The 17,191-nt window shown below is 60.3% G+C and carries 12 protein-coding genes and 1 pseudogene; 3 read left to right on the top strand and 10 right to left on the bottom strand.

The features are described from left to right. Positions 1-13 precede the first annotated feature (13 nt). From Q0M35_RS11370 to Q0M35_RS11340, 7 genes are all read right to left on the bottom strand, one after another. Complete coding sequence (locus Q0M35_RS11370; protein ID WP_295315286.1) at positions 14-1,945, bottom strand: CoA-transferase; 1,932 nt, start codon at positions 1,943-1,945, stop codon at positions 14-16. 20 nt (positions 1,946-1,965) lie between these two features. Next, positions 1,966-2,901, bottom strand: coding sequence for an alpha/beta hydrolase (locus Q0M35_RS11365; RefSeq protein ID WP_295315284.1), 936 nt, complete (start codon positions 2,899-2,901; stop codon positions 1,966-1,968). After that, positions 2,898-4,694: a class I poly(R)-hydroxyalkanoic acid synthase gene (gene phaC, locus Q0M35_RS11360; RefSeq protein WP_295315282.1), complete on the bottom strand. Its 1,797-nt coding sequence runs from the start codon at positions 4,692-4,694 to the stop codon at positions 2,898-2,900. Before phaC ends, Q0M35_RS11365 begins: the two co-directional genes overlap by 4 nt. Before the next feature lie 76 nt (positions 4,695-4,770). Further along, complete coding sequence (locus Q0M35_RS11355) at positions 4,771-7,284, bottom strand: CoA transferase (protein WP_295315280.1); 2,514 nt, start codon at positions 7,282-7,284, stop codon at positions 4,771-4,773. Between the two features lie 75 nt (positions 7,285-7,359). Then, positions 7,360-8,922 carry a BCCT family transporter gene (locus Q0M35_RS11350; protein WP_295315278.1) on the bottom strand — a complete coding sequence of 521 codons (1,563 nt, stop codon included), beginning with the start codon at positions 8,920-8,922 and terminating at the stop codon, positions 7,360-7,362. A 100-nt stretch (positions 8,923-9,022) separates the two neighbouring features. Beyond that, entirely contained in the window at positions 9,023-10,684 is a 1,662-nt protein-coding gene (locus Q0M35_RS11345) for a GMC family oxidoreductase N-terminal domain-containing protein (protein ID WP_295315275.1), read from the bottom strand. 24 nt (positions 10,685-10,708) lie between these two features. Next, positions 10,709-12,208, bottom strand: a complete 1,500-nt coding sequence (locus Q0M35_RS11340; protein ID WP_295315272.1) for a CoA-acylating methylmalonate-semialdehyde dehydrogenase — start codon at positions 12,206-12,208, stop codon at positions 10,709-10,711. 68 nt (positions 12,209-12,276) lie between these two features. Here Q0M35_RS11340 and Q0M35_RS11335 point away from each other — a divergent pair, with 68 nt between their 5' ends. After that, entirely contained in the window at positions 12,277-13,233 is a 957-nt protein-coding gene (locus Q0M35_RS11335; protein ID WP_295315266.1) for a LysR family transcriptional regulator, read from the top strand. Between the two features lie 87 nt (positions 13,234-13,320). Here the strand turns inward: Q0M35_RS11335 and Q0M35_RS11330 are convergent, their stop codons facing one another. Then, entirely contained in the window at positions 13,321-13,860 is a 540-nt protein-coding gene (locus Q0M35_RS11330; RefSeq protein ID WP_295315264.1) for a hypothetical protein, read from the bottom strand. An 831-nt stretch (positions 13,861-14,691) separates the two neighbouring features. On the opposite strand from Q0M35_RS11330, the gene Q0M35_RS11325 reads away from it, so the two are divergent. Together Q0M35_RS11325 and Q0M35_RS11320 are read left to right on the top strand one after the other, a co-directional pair. Beyond that, entirely contained in the window at positions 14,692-14,901 is a 210-nt protein-coding gene (locus Q0M35_RS11325) for a hypothetical protein (protein WP_295315261.1), read from the top strand. A gap of 83 nt (positions 14,902-14,984) precedes the next feature. Beyond that, the gene (locus Q0M35_RS11320) at positions 14,985-15,590 is read left to right on the top strand and encodes a hypothetical protein (protein ID WP_295315260.1); all 606 of its coding nucleotides are present in this window, start codon (positions 14,985-14,987) and stop codon (positions 15,588-15,590) included. 212 nt (positions 15,591-15,802) lie between these two features. Here the strand turns inward: Q0M35_RS11320 and Q0M35_RS11315 are convergent, their stop codons facing one another. After that, positions 15,803-15,931 carry a BBE domain-containing protein gene (locus Q0M35_RS11315; protein WP_295315288.1) on the bottom strand — a complete coding sequence of 43 codons (129 nt, stop codon included), beginning with the start codon at positions 15,929-15,931 and terminating at the stop codon, positions 15,803-15,805. 786 nt (positions 15,932-16,717) lie between these two features. Further along, positions 16,718-17,077: pseudogene (locus Q0M35_RS11310) on the bottom strand (FAD-binding protein); the annotation flags it as partial. Positions 17,078-17,191 lie beyond the last annotated feature (114 nt).

Raw genomic sequence — 17,191 nt, 5'->3', positions numbered from 1 at the left:
CCTGCCTCCGCTGTCACCCGTCGCCTGCCGCGAGAAATTTACGGGCCTCATCCGCGCTTTCAAAGATATGGGGTGCCACGTTCCGCTCGAAAGTGCTGCCCAGCTTCATCCGCATAAAGGCGGAACTCGCATAGCGGGTCACCACGCGGTAAAACCGGTCTTCCAGGTCCTGTACCATCGCCGTGTAGCTTTGTTCAATCTCCGGATCGATGCGGAAATCGTCGTAGTTCACGATCACATCGACCCGGCCGGGCTGCGCGCTGCAGACCTCTTCGATACGGGTGCGGATGTTATCCACGTCGCTCTGACGGCGGACCCTGAGTTTTTCGAAATTATTGTAGAGATACGTGCCGCCGCGATCCATCGCGATACGGTCGTTGATGTCGAGCCAGAGCAGATCCACCTGCAGGTCCATCGGATCATCGCGGAAAATCCGCGCATCCATCAGCGCAGGCTCATCCATCAACGGGCGGAACCCCATATGCGCGAGAATGTCCCTGTCGATATCGATGCCGGGGGCGACCTCGGTGAGTTTCAGACCCTCCGGGGTCAGTTCGAAAACACAGCGCTCGGTCACATAGAGCACCGGGCGTCCCTGCCCCGCTGCGTGCGCGCCGGAGAAGGTGATCTGGCCCACGGCGCTCAGAAATTTCTGTGTACTGCCTTCCGTCAGGATACGGACCTGGCCGTCGCTGACTGCAACATCAAGCCCGCCGGATGTGAAAGTACCTGCAAAAACAAGCGCGCGGGCGTTCTGACTGATGTTAATAAAACCGCCGGAGCCGGCAAGCCGCGGCCCGAAACGCGAGACATTGACTGACCCGCTGCCGTCAGCCTCAGCCATGCCGAGAATGGCCAGATCGAGCCCGCCACCGTCATAAAAATCGAACTGGTTGTTCTGCGGAATGATCGCATCGGTGTTGGTGGCCGCGCCGAAATTCAGCCCCGAGGCCGGTTGCCCTCCGATGCTGCCCGGCTCGGTTGTCAGCGTCAGATGGTCGAGGAGCTTTTCTTCGGCGGCCACTGCAGCGACCCCCTCGGGCATGCCGATGCCAAGGTTGACGATACCGTTCACAGGCAACTCAAAGGCCGCACGGCGCGCGATGACCTTGCGCACCGACAACGCCCCTGCCGCGATGCTGCCGGTATCGACGCGGAAACGTCCTGTGAAAGCATGAGAAAACGGCGTGGAGAAAGTCTGGTCGTGATCACCGGGCTCTGCCACGACAACTGCATCTACCAGCACGCCGGGGATCTGTACATCGCGCGGGCTGAGCGCGCCGCGCGCCACGGTACGCTCGACCTGAACGATGACGGCACCACCGCAATTGCGCACCGCCATCGCCTGGGCGAGGTTGTCGAGGGTCAGCGCTTCTTTCTCAAGGGTCACATTGCCCATCGGATCTGCCGTCGTGCCGCGCAGAAATGCCACGTCAATCGGCATCGCAGGATAAAAGAGGTACTCTTGGCCGGCCACCGTCATGACCTCGACCACATCCCGCAGGGAGCTTGCATTGATCCGCCCGCCCTCCAGCCGCGGATCCACAAAAGTGCGCAGACCCACACGGCTCATCACGCCCGGTCTGCCGCCCGCGATTTCGCGAAACTGCTGGCTGATCACACCCTGCGGCAGGTTCCAGGCCTCGATTTTGCCGTCCACGGCGAGGCGCGCGAGCTTTGGAATCAGACCCCAGTGCCCGCCGATTACTTCTGTAACGAGGCCCTCATGCCCAAGGTGGTTCAGCCCTCGTGTTTTTCCGTCGCCCTGCCCTGCAGCAAAGAAAAGTTTCAATCCGCGCGGGCTGCCGGTCTGCAGAAACTGCCTCTCAAGCGCGCGCAGCAACCCTTCGGGCACTCCCGTACCTACAAAACCTGATGTGGTCAGCCGGTCGCCGTCACGGACCAGCCGGACAGCTTCATCTGCCGAGAGGATTTTATTGCGCATGGCCTCGTGTTCTTTCTGCCTCAGGTGGCGTCCAGCCAGTCGCGGACCGGGCCGCTGACGGACGGGTGGTTGGTGACCGGTGTGTGGCCCACACCGTCCAGTTCGAGCACCTGCGCGCCGGGCTGATGTTCGAGCATCTGCGCGAGCAGCCCGGGTGTCAGAAAATCGGAACCGGTGCCCCGGATGATCATGACCGGACAAGTGATGCGTTTCCAGTAGGACCACAGATTGAAATGATAGAGCAGCCAGTAGCGGCGGAAATTCTCGCCGAGCCCCGGGTCAAAATGCGGCGCATACGCGCCATTCGCGTCCCGGTAAACACTGGTGCGCGCCATCTCTTGCCAGTCTGCGTCGTTCATCGGTCCAAAGCCCTGATAAACCTCGCGGATATGCGGCTCCACGTCTGCGTATCCGGCAAAGCGCAGGGGTTCCGACAGGTAGGCGCTGACCCTGCGCAGGGCCGCCACCGGCACCTCAGGGGCCACGTCGTTCACAATCAGCCGGCGGATCGGGCTGCCGGGCATACCGGCCATCATGATCCCGCAAAGCCCGCCCAGAGAGGTCCCGACCCAGTCGACCCCGTCACATCCCGTTGCCGCCATGACGGCCGTCAGATCGCAGTTGTACTGTGCGATGTGGTAGTCGCTGGCATCGGGGAGCCAGTCGCTGGCGCCGCGTCCCACAAGATCCGGGCAGATGACCCTGCGCCGGTCCGCAAGCATCCTGGCAAGCTGTTCAAAATCTCCGCCGTGCCGGGTGAGACCGTGCACACAGATTACCGGGCTCAGGCCGGTGTCGCGTCCCTGCACCTGGCAGGCGATGGTGTGAAAACCGCGCGGGTTAATCGAGCGGACGCGGATGAGGTTCTGCGCCGACTGGCGGAATTCTTCAAGCGACCAGTCCGGCGCCGCGGGCGCGCGCGGCGTCCTGCCTGCGGTGCCGTCATCAGGGCTCATCTGACAGTGACATAGCGTCCCGGCGCCGCCTCGATCACGGGGAATTTTTTCGATCCGGGCTTGCGGGCGGCGACCATTTTGTCACCGTTGTGCCCGGCCAGCCAGGTGTTCCAGTGCGGCCACCAGGATCCTTCGTGCTGAGTGGACTGCCCGATCCAGCCTGCGGCACCCTGCCCGTCCATTGCGCCGGTACGGTAGCCGTATTTGATTTTCGATGGCGGGTTGACCACGCCCGCGTTATGCCCCGATCCGCCCAGCACAAAAACCTTGTCGCAGGTAAAATTCTGCGCGCCGTTATAGGTCGATGCCCAGGGGCAGATGTGATCTTCTTCGGCGGACATGAAATAGAGCGGCACGGTCACCTTGCCGAGATCCAGTTTCTCGCCGCCGATCTCGACGGCACCGGGTTTTTTCAGCAGGTCCTTGTTATAGAGCGTGTCGAGATACCACAGGATCATCTTCGGTGGCAGGCGGGTGGAGTCCTGAAACCAGTAGACCATGTCAAAGGGCAAAGACTGTTTTGCCAGCAGGTAATTGTTGACCACATGGCTCCAGATCAGGTCATTGGCGCGCATCAGAGAAAAGACCGAGGCCATCTCCTCGCCTGAATGATACCCCCGGGTCTCGACCGCGCGGCGCAGCGTGTCAAGTTGCGCGTCATCGACAAACACGCCCAGATCACCCGGCTCCTCGAAATCAGTCATGCAGGCCATCAGCGTTGCGGAATGCACCGGTGTTTCGCCCCTCGCAGCGAGGTAGGCCAGCATCGTCGCGACCAGTGTACCACCGATGCAGTAGCCCGCCACATTCACGTCTTTCGCCCCGGTGATCTGGCGTATCACGTCGATCGCCTCAAGCGGGCCTTCGAACATGTAATCGTCAAACCCCTTGCCGGCGAGATCGCGCCCGGGATTGACCCATGAAATCAGGAAGACCGTATGGCCCTGATCCACCAGCCATTTTACCATACTTTTGTCAGGCGTCAGATCGAGCGCGTAGAATTTGTTGATCCAGGGCGGCACGATCAGCAAGGGCCGCGCATGTACCGTTTTCGTCGAGGGCGCATACTGAATGAGCTGCATCATGTCGTTCTCAAAGACCACGGCCCCGTCGGTGGTGGCGAGGTTTTTGCCAACCTCGAAAGCATCCGGATCGGTCATGGTGATCTTCAGACGACCCTGGCCGCGTTCAAGATCCTGCAACAGATTGGCAAACCCGTCGACCAGGTTTTTTCCGCCGGTTTCTTTCGCCTTCTCAATGACTTCCGGGTTTGAATGAGCAAAGTTCGACGGTGAGATCGCTTCTACCGCGCGGCGGGTGTAAAACTTCACCATCTCGCGGGTGTGTTTATCCAGGCCCTCGGGCTCCCCGGCCAGCGCCTGGGCATAACCGGCATAAATCAGATAGGCCTGTTTGAGGTGATCAAAAACCAGTTCGTCGCTCCAGGCCGCGTTCCTGAAACGCTGATCACCGCGTGCGGGGGCAGCGACGGCATCGACCTGCCTGCCCGACATACGCTGCCCGGTGGCCGCAAAAAGCCGGAACATCTGCTCCCAGTAGGCAGCGTTTGCTTTCATCAAAGTCTGCGGGTCCTGCATCAGCTTTGCGTTCCAGTCCCAGAACGCTCTGGTCACCGCAGCCATGTCAAATCCGGGCGGGACATCGCCATCGGCCTGACGCTGCATGAACCCGGTAAAAATGGCCTGAGTGCGCCGGGCCACTTCTGCGGCCTGCTGCGCCATCTCCGCCTGCTCCGCGGCACCCGGGAAGCCGTTTTTGTCGTTCTCAGCCATGGATGGCTCCTTACCTTGTCTGCGCGCCGCACCGCCGGAAATTCCGGCGATGTTGGGATTTTCGGGCCTGCCGTGATCAGCTGGGCAGGTATTCGCGCGACCAGCTTTCGCTGACAGCACCCTGTGCGATCATGTCGTCGATATCGGCGGCTCCGTAGCCCAGCTCTTCAAGCAGAACGCGGGTGGATTTGCCGAATTTCTCCGCAGGCTCCGGCGCATAGATCGTGCTGCGCGAGGGCCGGATCGCATAGGGATCAAGCTGGGTGATCACGTGCCCGCTCGGGTGATCCTCATAGACCGAGAAGGAATAGCTGCCCAGATCGGTACCCGGTTTGCCATCGGCCGGCCGGCTGGAATAGGCGCGGATGGTTTCGATATTCTCGCAGACCGCCGCCCCGATGCCCGCCAATTGCAGTCGCTCGACCCAGTCACTGGCACGGGCAGTCATAAAGACACCGGCAAGAAATGCCGCGCGGTCTTCCCTGGCCAGACCCTCAAGCCCCTCAAAGCCCTCGACCCCCGCCAGTCGCGGCACATCCGCCTCATAGGCGCTGAGCAGAACAAAACGGTCAGACGAGGTGTAGTAAAACCGCGTCAGCTCATCATACCCGTTCACTTCACGCCCCGCCGGCTCATCAAAGAGACCGCGGCGCTCATAGTCATAGCAGAAGGGTATCTGCGCCAGACCGCTGAGGGCGGACAGGGAGGTGCGCGGACGCCCGATGCGGCCTGTCCTGTATTTCTGATAGAGCGCTGCGGCAATACCGAGCGAGCCACCAAAGCCGCACATCACGTCGATGGTGCCGACGTGCGCGTGCTCTTCGGGCGTGTCCATGGTGCCGCCGAAGCGCAGCATGATACCCGTGGTGGCCTGCACCAGATCGTCATAGCCCAGGTAATTGGTCCGGGGTCCGGGCCGTACGCCGCCGAAACAGTCGAGTTTGCAAAAAATCGCCTCAGGATTCAGCTTTTTCAGACCTTCGACATCTAGACCCATCGCTTTGACCTGGCGGTCCGGCGCGTTCCAGACGATCACATCGACGGAGGCCACCAGCTTTTCAAAGACATCACGGCCCCCGGGTGAGGACATATCCGCGAGGATCGAGCGTTTGCCGCGGCCATGCGAGAGGCTGAAAATCACGGTATTCCAGCAATCATAGTTGGGCGTTGCGGGGTCGAGTTTAATTACCTCGGCACCGAAACGCGCCAGATACGACACCGAATGCGGCCCTGCGATTACGTTGCACATATCAAGCACGCGCACTCCATCGAGCCAGCCGGTTTTCTCCAGCGCCGCTTTCGGTTTCGGCAGTTTGGTCGGCAGCCCGCGCAGGATTTTCAGCGCGGCGGCCACCTCGACGGTGCGGCGCGGTCTGGGCTCAAGCATCTCCTCGCCGCTCTCCTCCAGCCAGACCATCGGGCCGGGCTGTGTCATCGGGCCGAACTCCGGATCATCGACCTCGATCATCAGGCCGGTGGTCTCGGCATGGTCGTCATTGATCCATTCCTGCAGCCAGCGCTGGGGAGCGCCGGGGAACTTACCCCGGCCAAAGATACGCTCCCACTCCTTGGCGGTGCGCGTCATGAAGACCTCTTTCATGCGCTCGGAGATCTTATCCGCCCAGAATTTTGGCAGCGGATAAACTCCGAGTGACACGTCGGATTTCCACTCGCTGAGCGGCAGGTAGGTATCTTCTTCCTCGCTCAGCCCCTCGGCCACGAGATCGTCATAGATCCCCATGGTTTTCAGGCAGCGTTTGGCATGATGCTTGTGGCTCGGGCAAACGACATAGAACATCCGTCCGTCTTTGCATTTGTAGCTGCGATAGAAGGGATCGAGCAGCTCCTGGAGCTCGTCATAGGTCACATTCATCGGCAGACCTTCAACGCGGCGGCGTTCGATCTCGGCCTCGCGCTGGGTCTTGTAGCGCTCGGGGTAATTGTCCACCTTGATCGAGTTATAGCACAGGCCTTCCATCACGGCAGAGGCCAGCGGCACTTCGATGTGATCACCGTGCCCCGTTTTCTCGCGCGACTGCAGCGCCAGCACCACGGCGGAGGCCGCAAGTGTTGTGCCATAGGCAGAGGCCAGCGGCAGCGGTGAAAAGGACGGGTTCACGCCCATCAGGACGCGGTTGAGCCCCATATCGGTAAAGACACCCGACTGGGCGGCGATAACGCTCTCAAAGGCGCGCCAGTTACAGCGCAGTTCGTCATTGGAAGCAAACCCGGGAATGGACAGCGTAATGAGGTCCGGCCACTGCTTGCGCAGCTCAACAAAATCGATCCCAAGGCGTTTCATGACGCCGGGGCGGAAGCTCTCGACCACGATATCGGCCTCATCGATCAGCTCGCGCGCCTGCTGCAGGCCATCCGCATCCTTGAGATCGATGTTCACGATCAGCTTGTTGCGGTTCAGCGTGGCATTGGCCGGGCTTTCCCAGAGCGGGCCTGCGGGCGGGTCGATATGGATGACCGTTGCACCGAGGTCCGCGAGGATCATCGCGACCGCGGGTCCTGCAATATACTGGCCGAAGTCGATAACCTTGACGCCCGTCAATGGCAGGAGTGATGAGGTGCCTTTGTTCATGTTCGCAATCCGGTATGACAATTCAGTTTCAGGAGGCGACGGAGCGGCCGGCGGGGCCGCTCCGCCCGTGTTGCATTACTCAGCAGGTTGCTTTGTCAACAGGTGATGCAGGCTTGCTTCGGACCCGAAATCCTCTTTCAGCCAGCGCAGAAGCGACAGCGAAAGGATGACCAGAACCGGTATCAACGGCAGTGCCACCACGATGGTCGATGTCTGCACCGGTTTCAACCCGCCAAGCTGGATCAGGGCCACGCCTACAGCGGCGAGGATAAAGGCCCATGTCAGGCGGATGGAGCGTTTGGGCTCCTGATAGCCTGAGAGCTTGCGCGAGGTGACCGAAGCCAGAACGTATGCCGCACTGTCGAGCGTGGTCGCCAGAAAGATGAAGCACAGGACCACAAAGACCGCAGTGATCAGCCCCGGCGCCGGCATGGTGTTCAGGATCGCCTGGACGGTTGCGGGGATGCCGCCCTCGCTCAGGATCGCCGAGACATCGAGCTTGCCCGAGACCTGCAGATCAAGCGCATAACCACCCCAGACGGCAAAGAAGACCCAGCACCCGAGTGACCCCCAGACCAGTTCCGCCACGATCAGTTCACGGATGGTCCGGCCGCGCGAGATGCGCGCCACGAAAAGGCCCATCATCGGCGCATAAGCAATCCACCAGGCCCAGTAGAAAATGGTCCAGTCCTGCGGAAAACCAGAGTGCGTTACGGGATCGGTCCAGGTGCTCATGGTGACAAAATTAGAGGCCATCTGGCCAAAGCTGTTCACCCAGCCTTCGATGATGAAAATCTTCGGGCCGATGATGAAAGTGAAGGCCAGCAGAAAGATCGCAAGCAGGACGTTGGTGTCCGACAGGATCTTGATGCCTTTGGAGAGACCAAACCAGACGCTGGCACCGAAAATTGCTGTCCAGATCGCGAGGATGCCCAGATCAAGACCAAGCGAGGGGGCCACGCCAAACTGCCCGCTGACGAGGGTGGAAACCAGCGGCACGGCGAGCCCCAGAGAGGTGCCGACACCGCCGACAATGCCGAAGACCACGATGGCATCGAGCAGCACACCGCCCCAGCCGTCAGCGTGATTCCCCAGCACACCGCGCGCGGCGACCGACAGGCGCACGCCGGGCTGGCGGCGGACATACATGGAATAGGCAATCGGGATTGCGGGCAGACAGTAGATGGCCCAGGGGGTCAGACCCCAGTGAAACTGGCCGTAGGTCAGCGCCCATTCTGCTGCAGCAGCCGACATCGGCTCTACGCCGAAAGGAGGGCCCTGCATGTAGTAGATGGGTTCGACCCATGCCCAGTTGACGATGGCAATACCGATACCGCCGCAGAAGATCATCGCAATCCAGCTGAAATAGCTGAATTCGGGTGCATCATCGGGGCCGCCGAGGCGCACGTTGCCATAGCGGCTGATGGCGAGACCGACGAGAAAAACGACAGCGCCAAAGCCTGCCAGCAGATAGAGCCAGCCGAACTGACCGGTCGCGAAAGCGAAAGCGGCGCTGACAGCAGCAGGGCCTGCTTCGGGGAAAAGGATCATCGGGGCCACGACCGCGATGAGGACAGCCAGAGAGGGTATGAAGACCCGGCGGTCAAGCCGGTTATCTCCTGAATTGTGATGTTGCATTTTTTTGCTCCTCCCGCACCAGACCTGTTGGTTTTCCTCCCGGCTGGTCGCGGCAATTGATGTGTGATGTTAAAAACAGGGGTGTCTCGTTACGGGTTGCTCAGCCTGCCATCCGGATCCAGCGCGCGGCCTTTTCCGCAATCATAAGGGTCGGTGCGTTGGTATTGCCGCTGGTGATTTCAGGCATGACGCTGGCATCCACCACGCGCAGGCCTTTGACACCGCGGACCCGCAGCCGTGCATCCACGACAGCGGCACGGTCATCATCACGGCCCATTTTTGCGGTGCCGGTCGGATGAAAGATCGTATTGGCGATGTCGCCTGCAAGTTTTGCAAGCTCGTCGTCGGACTGAAACTGTACTCCCGGTTTCCATTCCACGGGTTTGTACTTCTGCATTGCCGGCCGCGACATGATTTCACGCACCTGGCGCAGGCTGTCGGCCGCAATACGGCGGTCCTGATCCGTGTCGAGATAGTTCGGCTGAATGAGCGGCGCATCGTCAAAGCGGTTCGAGCGGATACGCACGTGCCCGCGGCTTGTGGGGTTGAGATTGCACACACTCGCGGTCATCGCCGGGAAGGGATGCAGATCCTCGCCGAAGGCATCAAGGCTCAGCGGCTGGACGTGATATTCCAGATTGGCATGTGCCTGACCCGGGTCAGAGCGCGTGAAAGCGCCAAGCTGGCTGGGGGACATGCTCATCGGACCGGAGCGTTTAAACGCGTACTCGAGACCGATTTTCGCTTTTCCCACCAGTGAGTTAGCCAGTGTGTTGAGGGTCTGCGCTCCCTCAACCTTGAAGACCGCGCGGATCTGCAGGTGGTCCTGCAGGTTCTCACCCACACCGGGCAGATCTTTCACCACGGAAATCCCGTGCTCTTTGAGCACTTTTGCAGGGCCGATGCCCGAAAGCTGCAGGATCTGTGGCGAGCCAATGGCGCCGGCAGAGAGAATGACCTCGCCGCTGGTCCGGACGGTCACTGCATCTCCGCCGCGGCGCACGATGGCCCCTGCACAGCGCTGCGCACCCTGGGCATCCGCCTCGAACACCAGGCGTTCGACCTGGCTTTCGGTCCAGACAGTCAGGTTTTTGCGGTTCTTTACCGGGCGCAGAAAGGCTTTCGCCCCGTTCCAGCGCCAGCCGCCCTTTTGCGTAACCTCGAAATATCCCACGCCGGCATTGTCGCCGCTGTTGAAATCATCGGTGCTTTCGATGCCTGCCTCATTGGCTGCCGCCGCAAAGGATTCAAGCACATCCCAGCGCAGGCGCTGCTTTTCGATGCGCAGTTCCCCATCATGCCCGTGCAGGTCGGAAAACCGGCTGTTATCGCCTGTCGCGGGGTCGGCGCCGCCATCGAGTTTATAATGTTGCTCATGGGCTTTGAAATCGGGCAGAGCCTTGTCCCATGACCAGTCATCATCGCCCGTGAGCTTTGCCCAGTTGTCATAGTCCCGCGCCTGACCGCGCATATAGATCATGCCGTTGATCGACGAACAGCCGCCCAGGGTTTTACCGCGCGGATAGCGCAGTGTCCGGCCGTTAAGGCCCGGCGTCGCCTCGGTCTGATAAAGCCAGTCGGTGCGCGGGTTGCCGATGCAGTAAAGATACCCGACAGGAATATGGATCCAGATGTAGTTGTCCTTTTTGCCGGCTTCGAGCAGCAGAACCTGCTTTTTCGGGTCCGCGCTGAGGCGATTGGCCAGCAGACACCCGGCAGTGCCTGCGCCCACGATGATGTAATCAAACGGTGCCTGTGGCATATCCTGTCCCCCCCGGCCCTGCGATCAGCGTGATACAGGCATGGCGAATTCGGCACCCTTCGAGATGCTCTCGGGCCAGCGCTGCATGATGGATTTCTGCTTTGTGTAGAACCGCACGCCTTCTTCGCCGTAAGCATGCATGTCGCCGAAGAGGCTTTTTTTCCAGCCGCCAAAGCCATGCCAGGCCATCGGTACAGGGATCGGCACGTTGATGCCGACCATGCCGACCTGGATCTTGCGGCCGAACTCGCGCGCCACGTTGCCGTCGCGGGTAAAGAGGCTCACGCCGTTGCCAAATTCATGCGCGTTGATCAGATCGACACCTTCGGCAAAATCCGCGACCCGCACGCAAGAGAGGACCGGACCGAATATCTCTTCGCGGTAAATGGTCATGTCGGGCGTGACATTGTCGAAAAGCGAGCCGCCCATCCAGAAACCGTTTTCGTGTCCTTCGACGGTGTGTCCGCGCCCGTCCACGACAAGATCGGCTCCTTCGGTCAGACCCTTTTCGATATAGCCAGTGATGCGCTGGTGAGCTGCACTGGTCACAATCGGGCCCATTTCGGCGTCCATCTCAAGACCGTTTTTGATGTTAAGCCCGCGCGCACGCTCAGCCAGCATCGGCACGATTTTATCGCCGACATCACCGACCAGTGTTGCAACCGAGATCGCCATGCAGCGCTCGCCTGCAGAGCCGTAAGCGGCTCCTACCAGTGCGTCGACAGCCTTTTCCAGATCCGCGTCAGGCATCACCAGCATATGGTTTTTCGCCCCGCCCAGCGCCTGAACACGTTTGCCGTGCCGCGCGCCGGTCTCATAGATGTAATTGGCGATCGGGGTCGAGCCCACAAAGGAAACCGCCTGCACGTCCGGGTGCTCCAGCAGCGCATCAACCGCGACCTTGTCGCCCTGAACCACGTTGAAGACGCCGTCAGGGAAGCCTGCTTCTTTCATCAGGTCTGCATAGATCAGTGATGGTGTCGGATCGGTTGGAGAGGGTTTCAGCACGAAAGTGTTGCCTGCCGCAATGGCCACCGGGAACATCCACATGGGTACCATGACGGGGAAGTTGAACGGCGTGACACCAGCGCAGACGCCGAGGGGCTGGCGCAGGGTCCAGTTGTCGATACCGGTGGAAACCTGATCGGTAAAGTCGCCCTTGAGAAGCTGCGGGACGCCGCAGGCGAATTCCACGATATCAATGCCGCGCTCAACTTCACCGCGTGCATCGGTGAAAACCTTGCCGTGCTCTGCGGTAATGGCGCGCGCCAGATCATCCTTGTGCTCGTTCAGAAGGTTAAGAAACCGGTTCATGATCCGCGCACGGCGAATGGGCGGTGTGTCGGCCCATGCGGGGAATGCGGCCTTTGCGGCGGCGACGGCCTGGCCCACTTCATCCGCAGTGGCCAGCGCCACTTTGCCTGTGACAGCACCGGTCGCGGGGTTGAACACCTCCTGTACCCGGTCGCGATTTCCGGTCATTCCGGTGCCGCCGATATAGTGGCCGATCTCGCTGATTGTCATGACGCTCTCCATAGCTGAATTTGGGCCTTACCTATGGGAAATGACCCGGACAAATCCAATGACTAATGATGCGATTTGATATAAATTCATCTTATATGACCCGGACCGCCGAACTCAGAACCCTGCAGGCCTTCCTGACTGTGGCGCAGGAGGGCAGCATCTCGCGCGCAGCCGACGTTCTGCATCTGACACAGCCTGCGATCAGCCTGCAGCTCAAACGTCTGTCCGAGGATACGGGTCTGAAGCTGTTCAGCCGGACTTCGCGGGGCATGGAGCTGACGCGCGACGGGGCGTCACTTCTGGTCAAGGCGGAAAAGGTCTTTGCCGCCCTCACGGACTTTTCACAAACGGCGCGCCGGATGAACGGGGCGGTGCGCGGTCGTCTGCGCATCGGGACCATTGTGGATCCGGATTTCATCCGGCTTGGTGGCTTTCTGGGCGGTCTGATGGAGGCCTTTCCCGACCTGCGCACCGAACTGGTGCACGGTATGAGCGGCGACGTCATCAGCAGGCTTTTGCGGGACCAGATCGATGTGGGGTATTTCCTTGGCTCGCTTGATGATCCGGCGCTGCCCGACGAAGCTGAGGTACGCGAAAACCGTCGCGCCTTCCGGCAGGTTGATCTGACCCGGATCAGATACCGGGTGATTGCGCCGGCCGGCTGGGACCGGATGGTCATGGGGAAAGACTGGAGTGAACTAGCCCGGCTCCCCTGGATCGGGACGCCGCCGAAGTCCGTTCATGCGCGGCTTCTGGAAAAGGTCTTTGCCGTCGCGGGCCAGGTTCAGAACCAGGTGGCGCTGGTGGATCAGGAGCCAGGCATGCTGGCGCTTGTTCAATGCGGCGTCGGGCTCAGCCTCTGCCAGGAGTCGATCGCGCTCGATCAGAAACAGTCGCGCGGGCTGGTGGTGGCAGATGCTGTTAAAATCGAGACTAATCTGAGTTTTGTAGCCCTGAAAGAGCGTGCCGAAGACCCCAACATCAGTGCAGCACTAGAAGTAATGGAGGGCGTGTGGCGCGCATGAACCAGCGGCACGGCGCAACACTGTGCCTGCCGGTCAGATATCATCCCTGCATCGGTCTGATCCTGGCAACGGGTGTTTTGCCGGGGCTCAGCTGCTGCCCCCCTGAGCCCCGCGTTTAAAAGCATTGTCAGGTCGTCCGACGCTGGTCACCGTAACGATTACTTCCCATTCCTTGCTGAAGCCTTCGGGCTTTGCGGAATATGCCTGATCAAAACGGGCAACCGGTGTGAGCAGGACGGCCACCGCCATGTCATAGGGGGCCACTTTTCCGGCACCGCGCAGCAGATTGATACCTGCAGAAAAAGCCAGCACTCCGCTGTCGCTCAACGTGCCGGTGAAATTATCGAGAGCGGGGCCTGCGGTCGGCACGGTCTTTGTCAGGCCGGCAAAAATAACCTCACCGTTGATGATTTCGAGCCGCGCGGAATGCAGCAGTTCGAGCTTGCCCGGAACATAGTTGGGGTTGTCAAGGTGCCGCCAGTATTCATCCCGCCAGGTGCGGTTGACGGTGATCTCATAGACGCCGTCAAAGCGCGTGCCGGATGGCGTGTCCTGAGCTGTAGCAGGCATCGCGGCGACGCTCAGCCATGCAAAACAGATCAGAACGGCATTGTGGAAAAATCTCATGCTTTCAACTCCAGGAATGCGCCGCCAAAGGCGCTCGAAAAAGGAGCGGCATGATGTGGAGCGACCCCGACACCGCACCGCGGTTTGCAGCTTACTGACTGCTGAGTTTGTTCTTTGTGTGACCGTAACCTGTCGCTGAGGAGATATCGTCTGGTGTAAGCGCCCCTCCCCTGCTGAGATCACACGAAAAAGTATCTGACACAAGATCACGGGTCATCTCCTGAATACCCTTTCCGCCAGACGGGCGGCAGGAACTTGCCAATCATGCGGGCACCGAAGGGTTCCGCTCCGGGGGGGGCTTTGCCTGAATTTTGTGGGCTCATCCGGCAACCGCTCAGCGGGCCGCGCAACAGGCAAAGCGTTGGCCGGTCTGAGGTTTCCGTTCAGACGCTGACGGTATGAGTAAATGATACGGCCAGTCCCGTGACGCCATTTGCCGGGCTCACGCTTTCCGGAATGCAGGAATTTTCCACGTAAGGACACCACAGGACAGGACACGCCAAAGCACATGAAAGAGGGTGCCATTTCATACGCGTCGCTGCTCATTCTTCAGGTTGTGCATATCCCGGCCTGGCGGGGCGTCATCAGGCGGAGACATTCCGTAAACTCCGCCCTGACTGCTCTTTTCGCATCCTTTCTGTCCACGCTGACGGTGCGCCTGGCCGCGCAGGCGGCCGCCGTTATCACCTGATGCGGCGGGCCGGTTCTGACCTTGAGCGCCGACCAGAGCGTGTAAAGGCGGGTGCGGTCAAAGACGGATCAGTTCTTGCGACGGGGTCTCTGCTTGGGCTGTCCGGATGCCGGGTCGACACAACGCAGGGGATTGATCCTGTGGGCCGGACCGTTCTGCGCGGTTTTGACGACGCGCACGGGCAAGTCTCTATGATCGGGGCGCAGGCGATTGCGGCCAATACAGAGCCGCACCCGGACGGCGGGGTGAAGAGCGTCGATGTGATGGAAAGGTCCAAAAGCGATGAAAATCCGGCCCGGGCAAAGGCAGTCTGCGCATGGTTCGGCAGGCAAGGCCTGATGGTGACATAGTTTCAACCTGGAATGATCTCAAAATTACCCCACTGACCGCAGAGGCTGCGTCACGGGTGAAACAGACAGAAAGAGGCGAGGCAATGAAATCTGCACTTTTTGCCGCGGTCACGCTTGCCGCTTTCCATTTCTCAGGAGAGGCCGGAGCGCAGAGCGCCATTGAAGAAACGGTCTTGCTGAAACACAAGTCCTGGATGGTGGAGCACGAGTATTTCACCTCGACCGGCAGCCAGGGCTGCTCGGCCGCGACCGCAAACCGGCTCGGAGATATGTTTGAGATTCACAGCACGGCGGAAGGGACGGTGACGCTCTATCTCTGGATGGGCGCGGATTTTAAAGACTGGAGCGGAAGCTTTACCGACGACATGATCCTGCACATTGATTACAAAACCTGGACGCTGAACGACGCCGGCTTCAAAACCGACGGACAGATGCGCTGGGTACGGTTCGCCTTCCCGCCCGGCGACAGCTTCACCCGCTTCCTGAAAGATATCTATGCGGGCAGTGCCGTGGCGCTGAAGACCCCCAGCGGAACAAAAACAATTTCCACGTGGTCTCTTGCCGGATCTGCTGCCGCACTGCTGAAACTTGCGGAGTGTACCGACAGGATCAGCGCTGCCGCAGACACTTATGGCAGCGGGCGTGACACCTATGGTGGCAACAGTGATACCTACGGAAGCAGCTACTGACCGGTTTAATTAATATCCGTCCTTCTCGCATGGCCGGGCGTTTGCCTGCCAGCCATACTGATGGCAGCAGCCATCCGCTCTCTCGGGACAAAGCCGGGATCGCAACCGGCAGTATGCGGCGCGCAACAGCCCGGGCACAGAATGAAACGCGCCCGGGCAGACACCCCGCAGCGGCGCGCAGATACTCTTTATGCCTGCAGCCTCATTGAGCGTTATGCCGGCAGGATGTTGTGATTGATCCTGAAGAGGTTATCCGGGTCATACTTTCCCTTGACCTCAGACAGCCTTTTGCTGTTTTTGCCGTAGGCTCCGGCGATGTGATCCTCTTCATCTTCGGGCATGAAGTTCACATAGGCGCTGCCGGTGGAATAGGGTTTCATCCGGGCGTAGAGGTCACGCGCCCATGTGATGCACCGGTCATCTTTGTCCGCGTCATCCCTGCGCGTATGCACGTTCATGATGTAATGCGCGGAGCGCGCCGGATGCGCCGTGTCGCCGGAACCCACACGTGCCATAGCGCCCCCCACATGCGCCATAAACACCTCACAGGCCGGATCGGGCAGGCTGTTAATCCCCTGCAGAAGGTCCCTGACAGCATCAGGGCTCAGAGCCGCGAAATCATGGCTTTTCCGGTAATTACGCGCGCCTGGCGTCAGCAAGGCATCAAACGCCGCCTGCCAGCCCACGAAGGGATGCGGAGAAATAACATCCACAATCTGATTTCCAAGGGCACGCAGCCCGGCCACAGCGGTTTCGCCTTCGGCCACCGGTCCGGCACAACAGGCCGCAGAAACAAGCACTTCACGGCCGGGCCACTCTTCGGTCAAAAACGGCAGGGGCGGGGCTTTGCGCAGAGCACTCCACACGGTCAGTTCGTCGGGTGCGACATCAGTTATTTCTGTAAGCCCGGCCAGCAGCCCCGGTGCGTCTTTGACCGGATGCAAGATCAGCCCGGACAGCACCTCCGGCCCCAGAGCATGCAGCCGGAATTCAAACGAGGTGACGACGCCGAAATTGCCGCCGCCGCCGCGGATCGCCCAGAAGAGATCGGGGTGACTGTCCGCTGAGGCCGTGACGACCGATCCGTCTGCGGTCACAACTTCGGCGGATATGAGATTGTCGATGGTCATGACGAATTTGCGTTTCGTCCGCCCAAATCCGCCCCCCAGTGTAAGCCCGGCAATACCGGTCGTCGAATTGACCCCGGTCGGAACCACAAGCGCATGTGCCTGAGTTTCCCGATCCACATCACCTGAAGTGGCATCAGGCTCAACCCGGGCGGTCTGCGCCGCCCGGTCTGCAAAGACCGGCTACATCTGCGACAGGTCCGGCAAAACGGTTCCGTCCGCCACTACATGACCGGCAAACTGATGGCCCCCGGATCTTACCGACATCATCAGCCCGTTTTCACGAACGAAGTTGACGGCTTTCTGAACATCGCTGGCACCCTGTGCGCGGATCACAAAGCCGGGATGGCGGTCAACCATACCATTCCAGATGGTGCGGGCGTCATCGTATTCTGCGCTGCCTTTCAGGTGCACCCCGCCCGGAGTGACCCGTCGAGGGTGTCAAGTGCGTCCTGCGTGACGGCAACAGCACCG

It is taken from the genome of Roseobacter sp. (assembly GCF_024639605.1).
GTDB lineage: Bacteria > Pseudomonadota > Alphaproteobacteria > Rhodobacterales > Rhodobacteraceae > Roseobacter.
The sequence above is the reverse complement of the archived record's forward strand: the minus strand, read 5'-3'. Positions and strand labels throughout refer to the sequence as shown.

Bases quoted from the DNA above. Each gene is read 5' to 3' on its own strand.
- Q0M35_RS11370 (WP_295315286.1), bottom strand. From the start codon at position 1,945: ATGCGCAATAAAATCCTCTCGGCAGATGAAGCTGTCCGGCTGGTCCGT.
- Q0M35_RS11365 (WP_295315284.1), bottom strand. From the start codon at position 2,901: ATGAGCCCTGATGACGGCACCGCAGGCAGGACGCCGCGCGCGCCCGCG.
- phaC (WP_295315282.1), bottom strand. From the start codon at position 4,694: ATGGCTGAGAACGACAAAAACGGCTTCCCGGGTGCCGCGGAGCAGGCG.
- Q0M35_RS11355 (WP_295315280.1), bottom strand. From the start codon at position 7,284: ATGAACAAAGGCACCTCATCACTCCTGCCATTGACGGGCGTCAAGGTT.
- Q0M35_RS11350 (WP_295315278.1), bottom strand. From the start codon at position 8,922: ATGCAACATCACAATTCAGGAGATAACCGGCTTGACCGCCGGGTCTTC.
- Q0M35_RS11345 (WP_295315275.1), bottom strand. From the start codon at position 10,684: ATGCCACAGGCACCGTTTGATTACATCATCGTGGGCGCAGGCACTGCC.
- Q0M35_RS11340 (WP_295315272.1), bottom strand. From the start codon at position 12,208: ATGACAATCAGCGAGATCGGCCACTATATCGGCGGCACCGGAATGACC.
- Q0M35_RS11335 (WP_295315266.1), top strand. From the start codon at position 12,277: ATGCGATTTGATATAAATTCATCTTATATGACCCGGACCGCCGAACTC.
- Q0M35_RS11330 (WP_295315264.1), bottom strand. From the start codon at position 13,860: ATGAGATTTTTCCACAATGCCGTTCTGATCTGTTTTGCATGGCTGAGC.
- Q0M35_RS11320 (WP_295315260.1), top strand. From the start codon at position 14,985: ATGAAATCTGCACTTTTTGCCGCGGTCACGCTTGCCGCTTTCCATTTC.
- Q0M35_RS11315 (WP_295315288.1), bottom strand. From the start codon at position 15,931: ATGCCCGAAGATGAAGAGGATCACATCGCCGGAGCCTACGGCAAAAAC.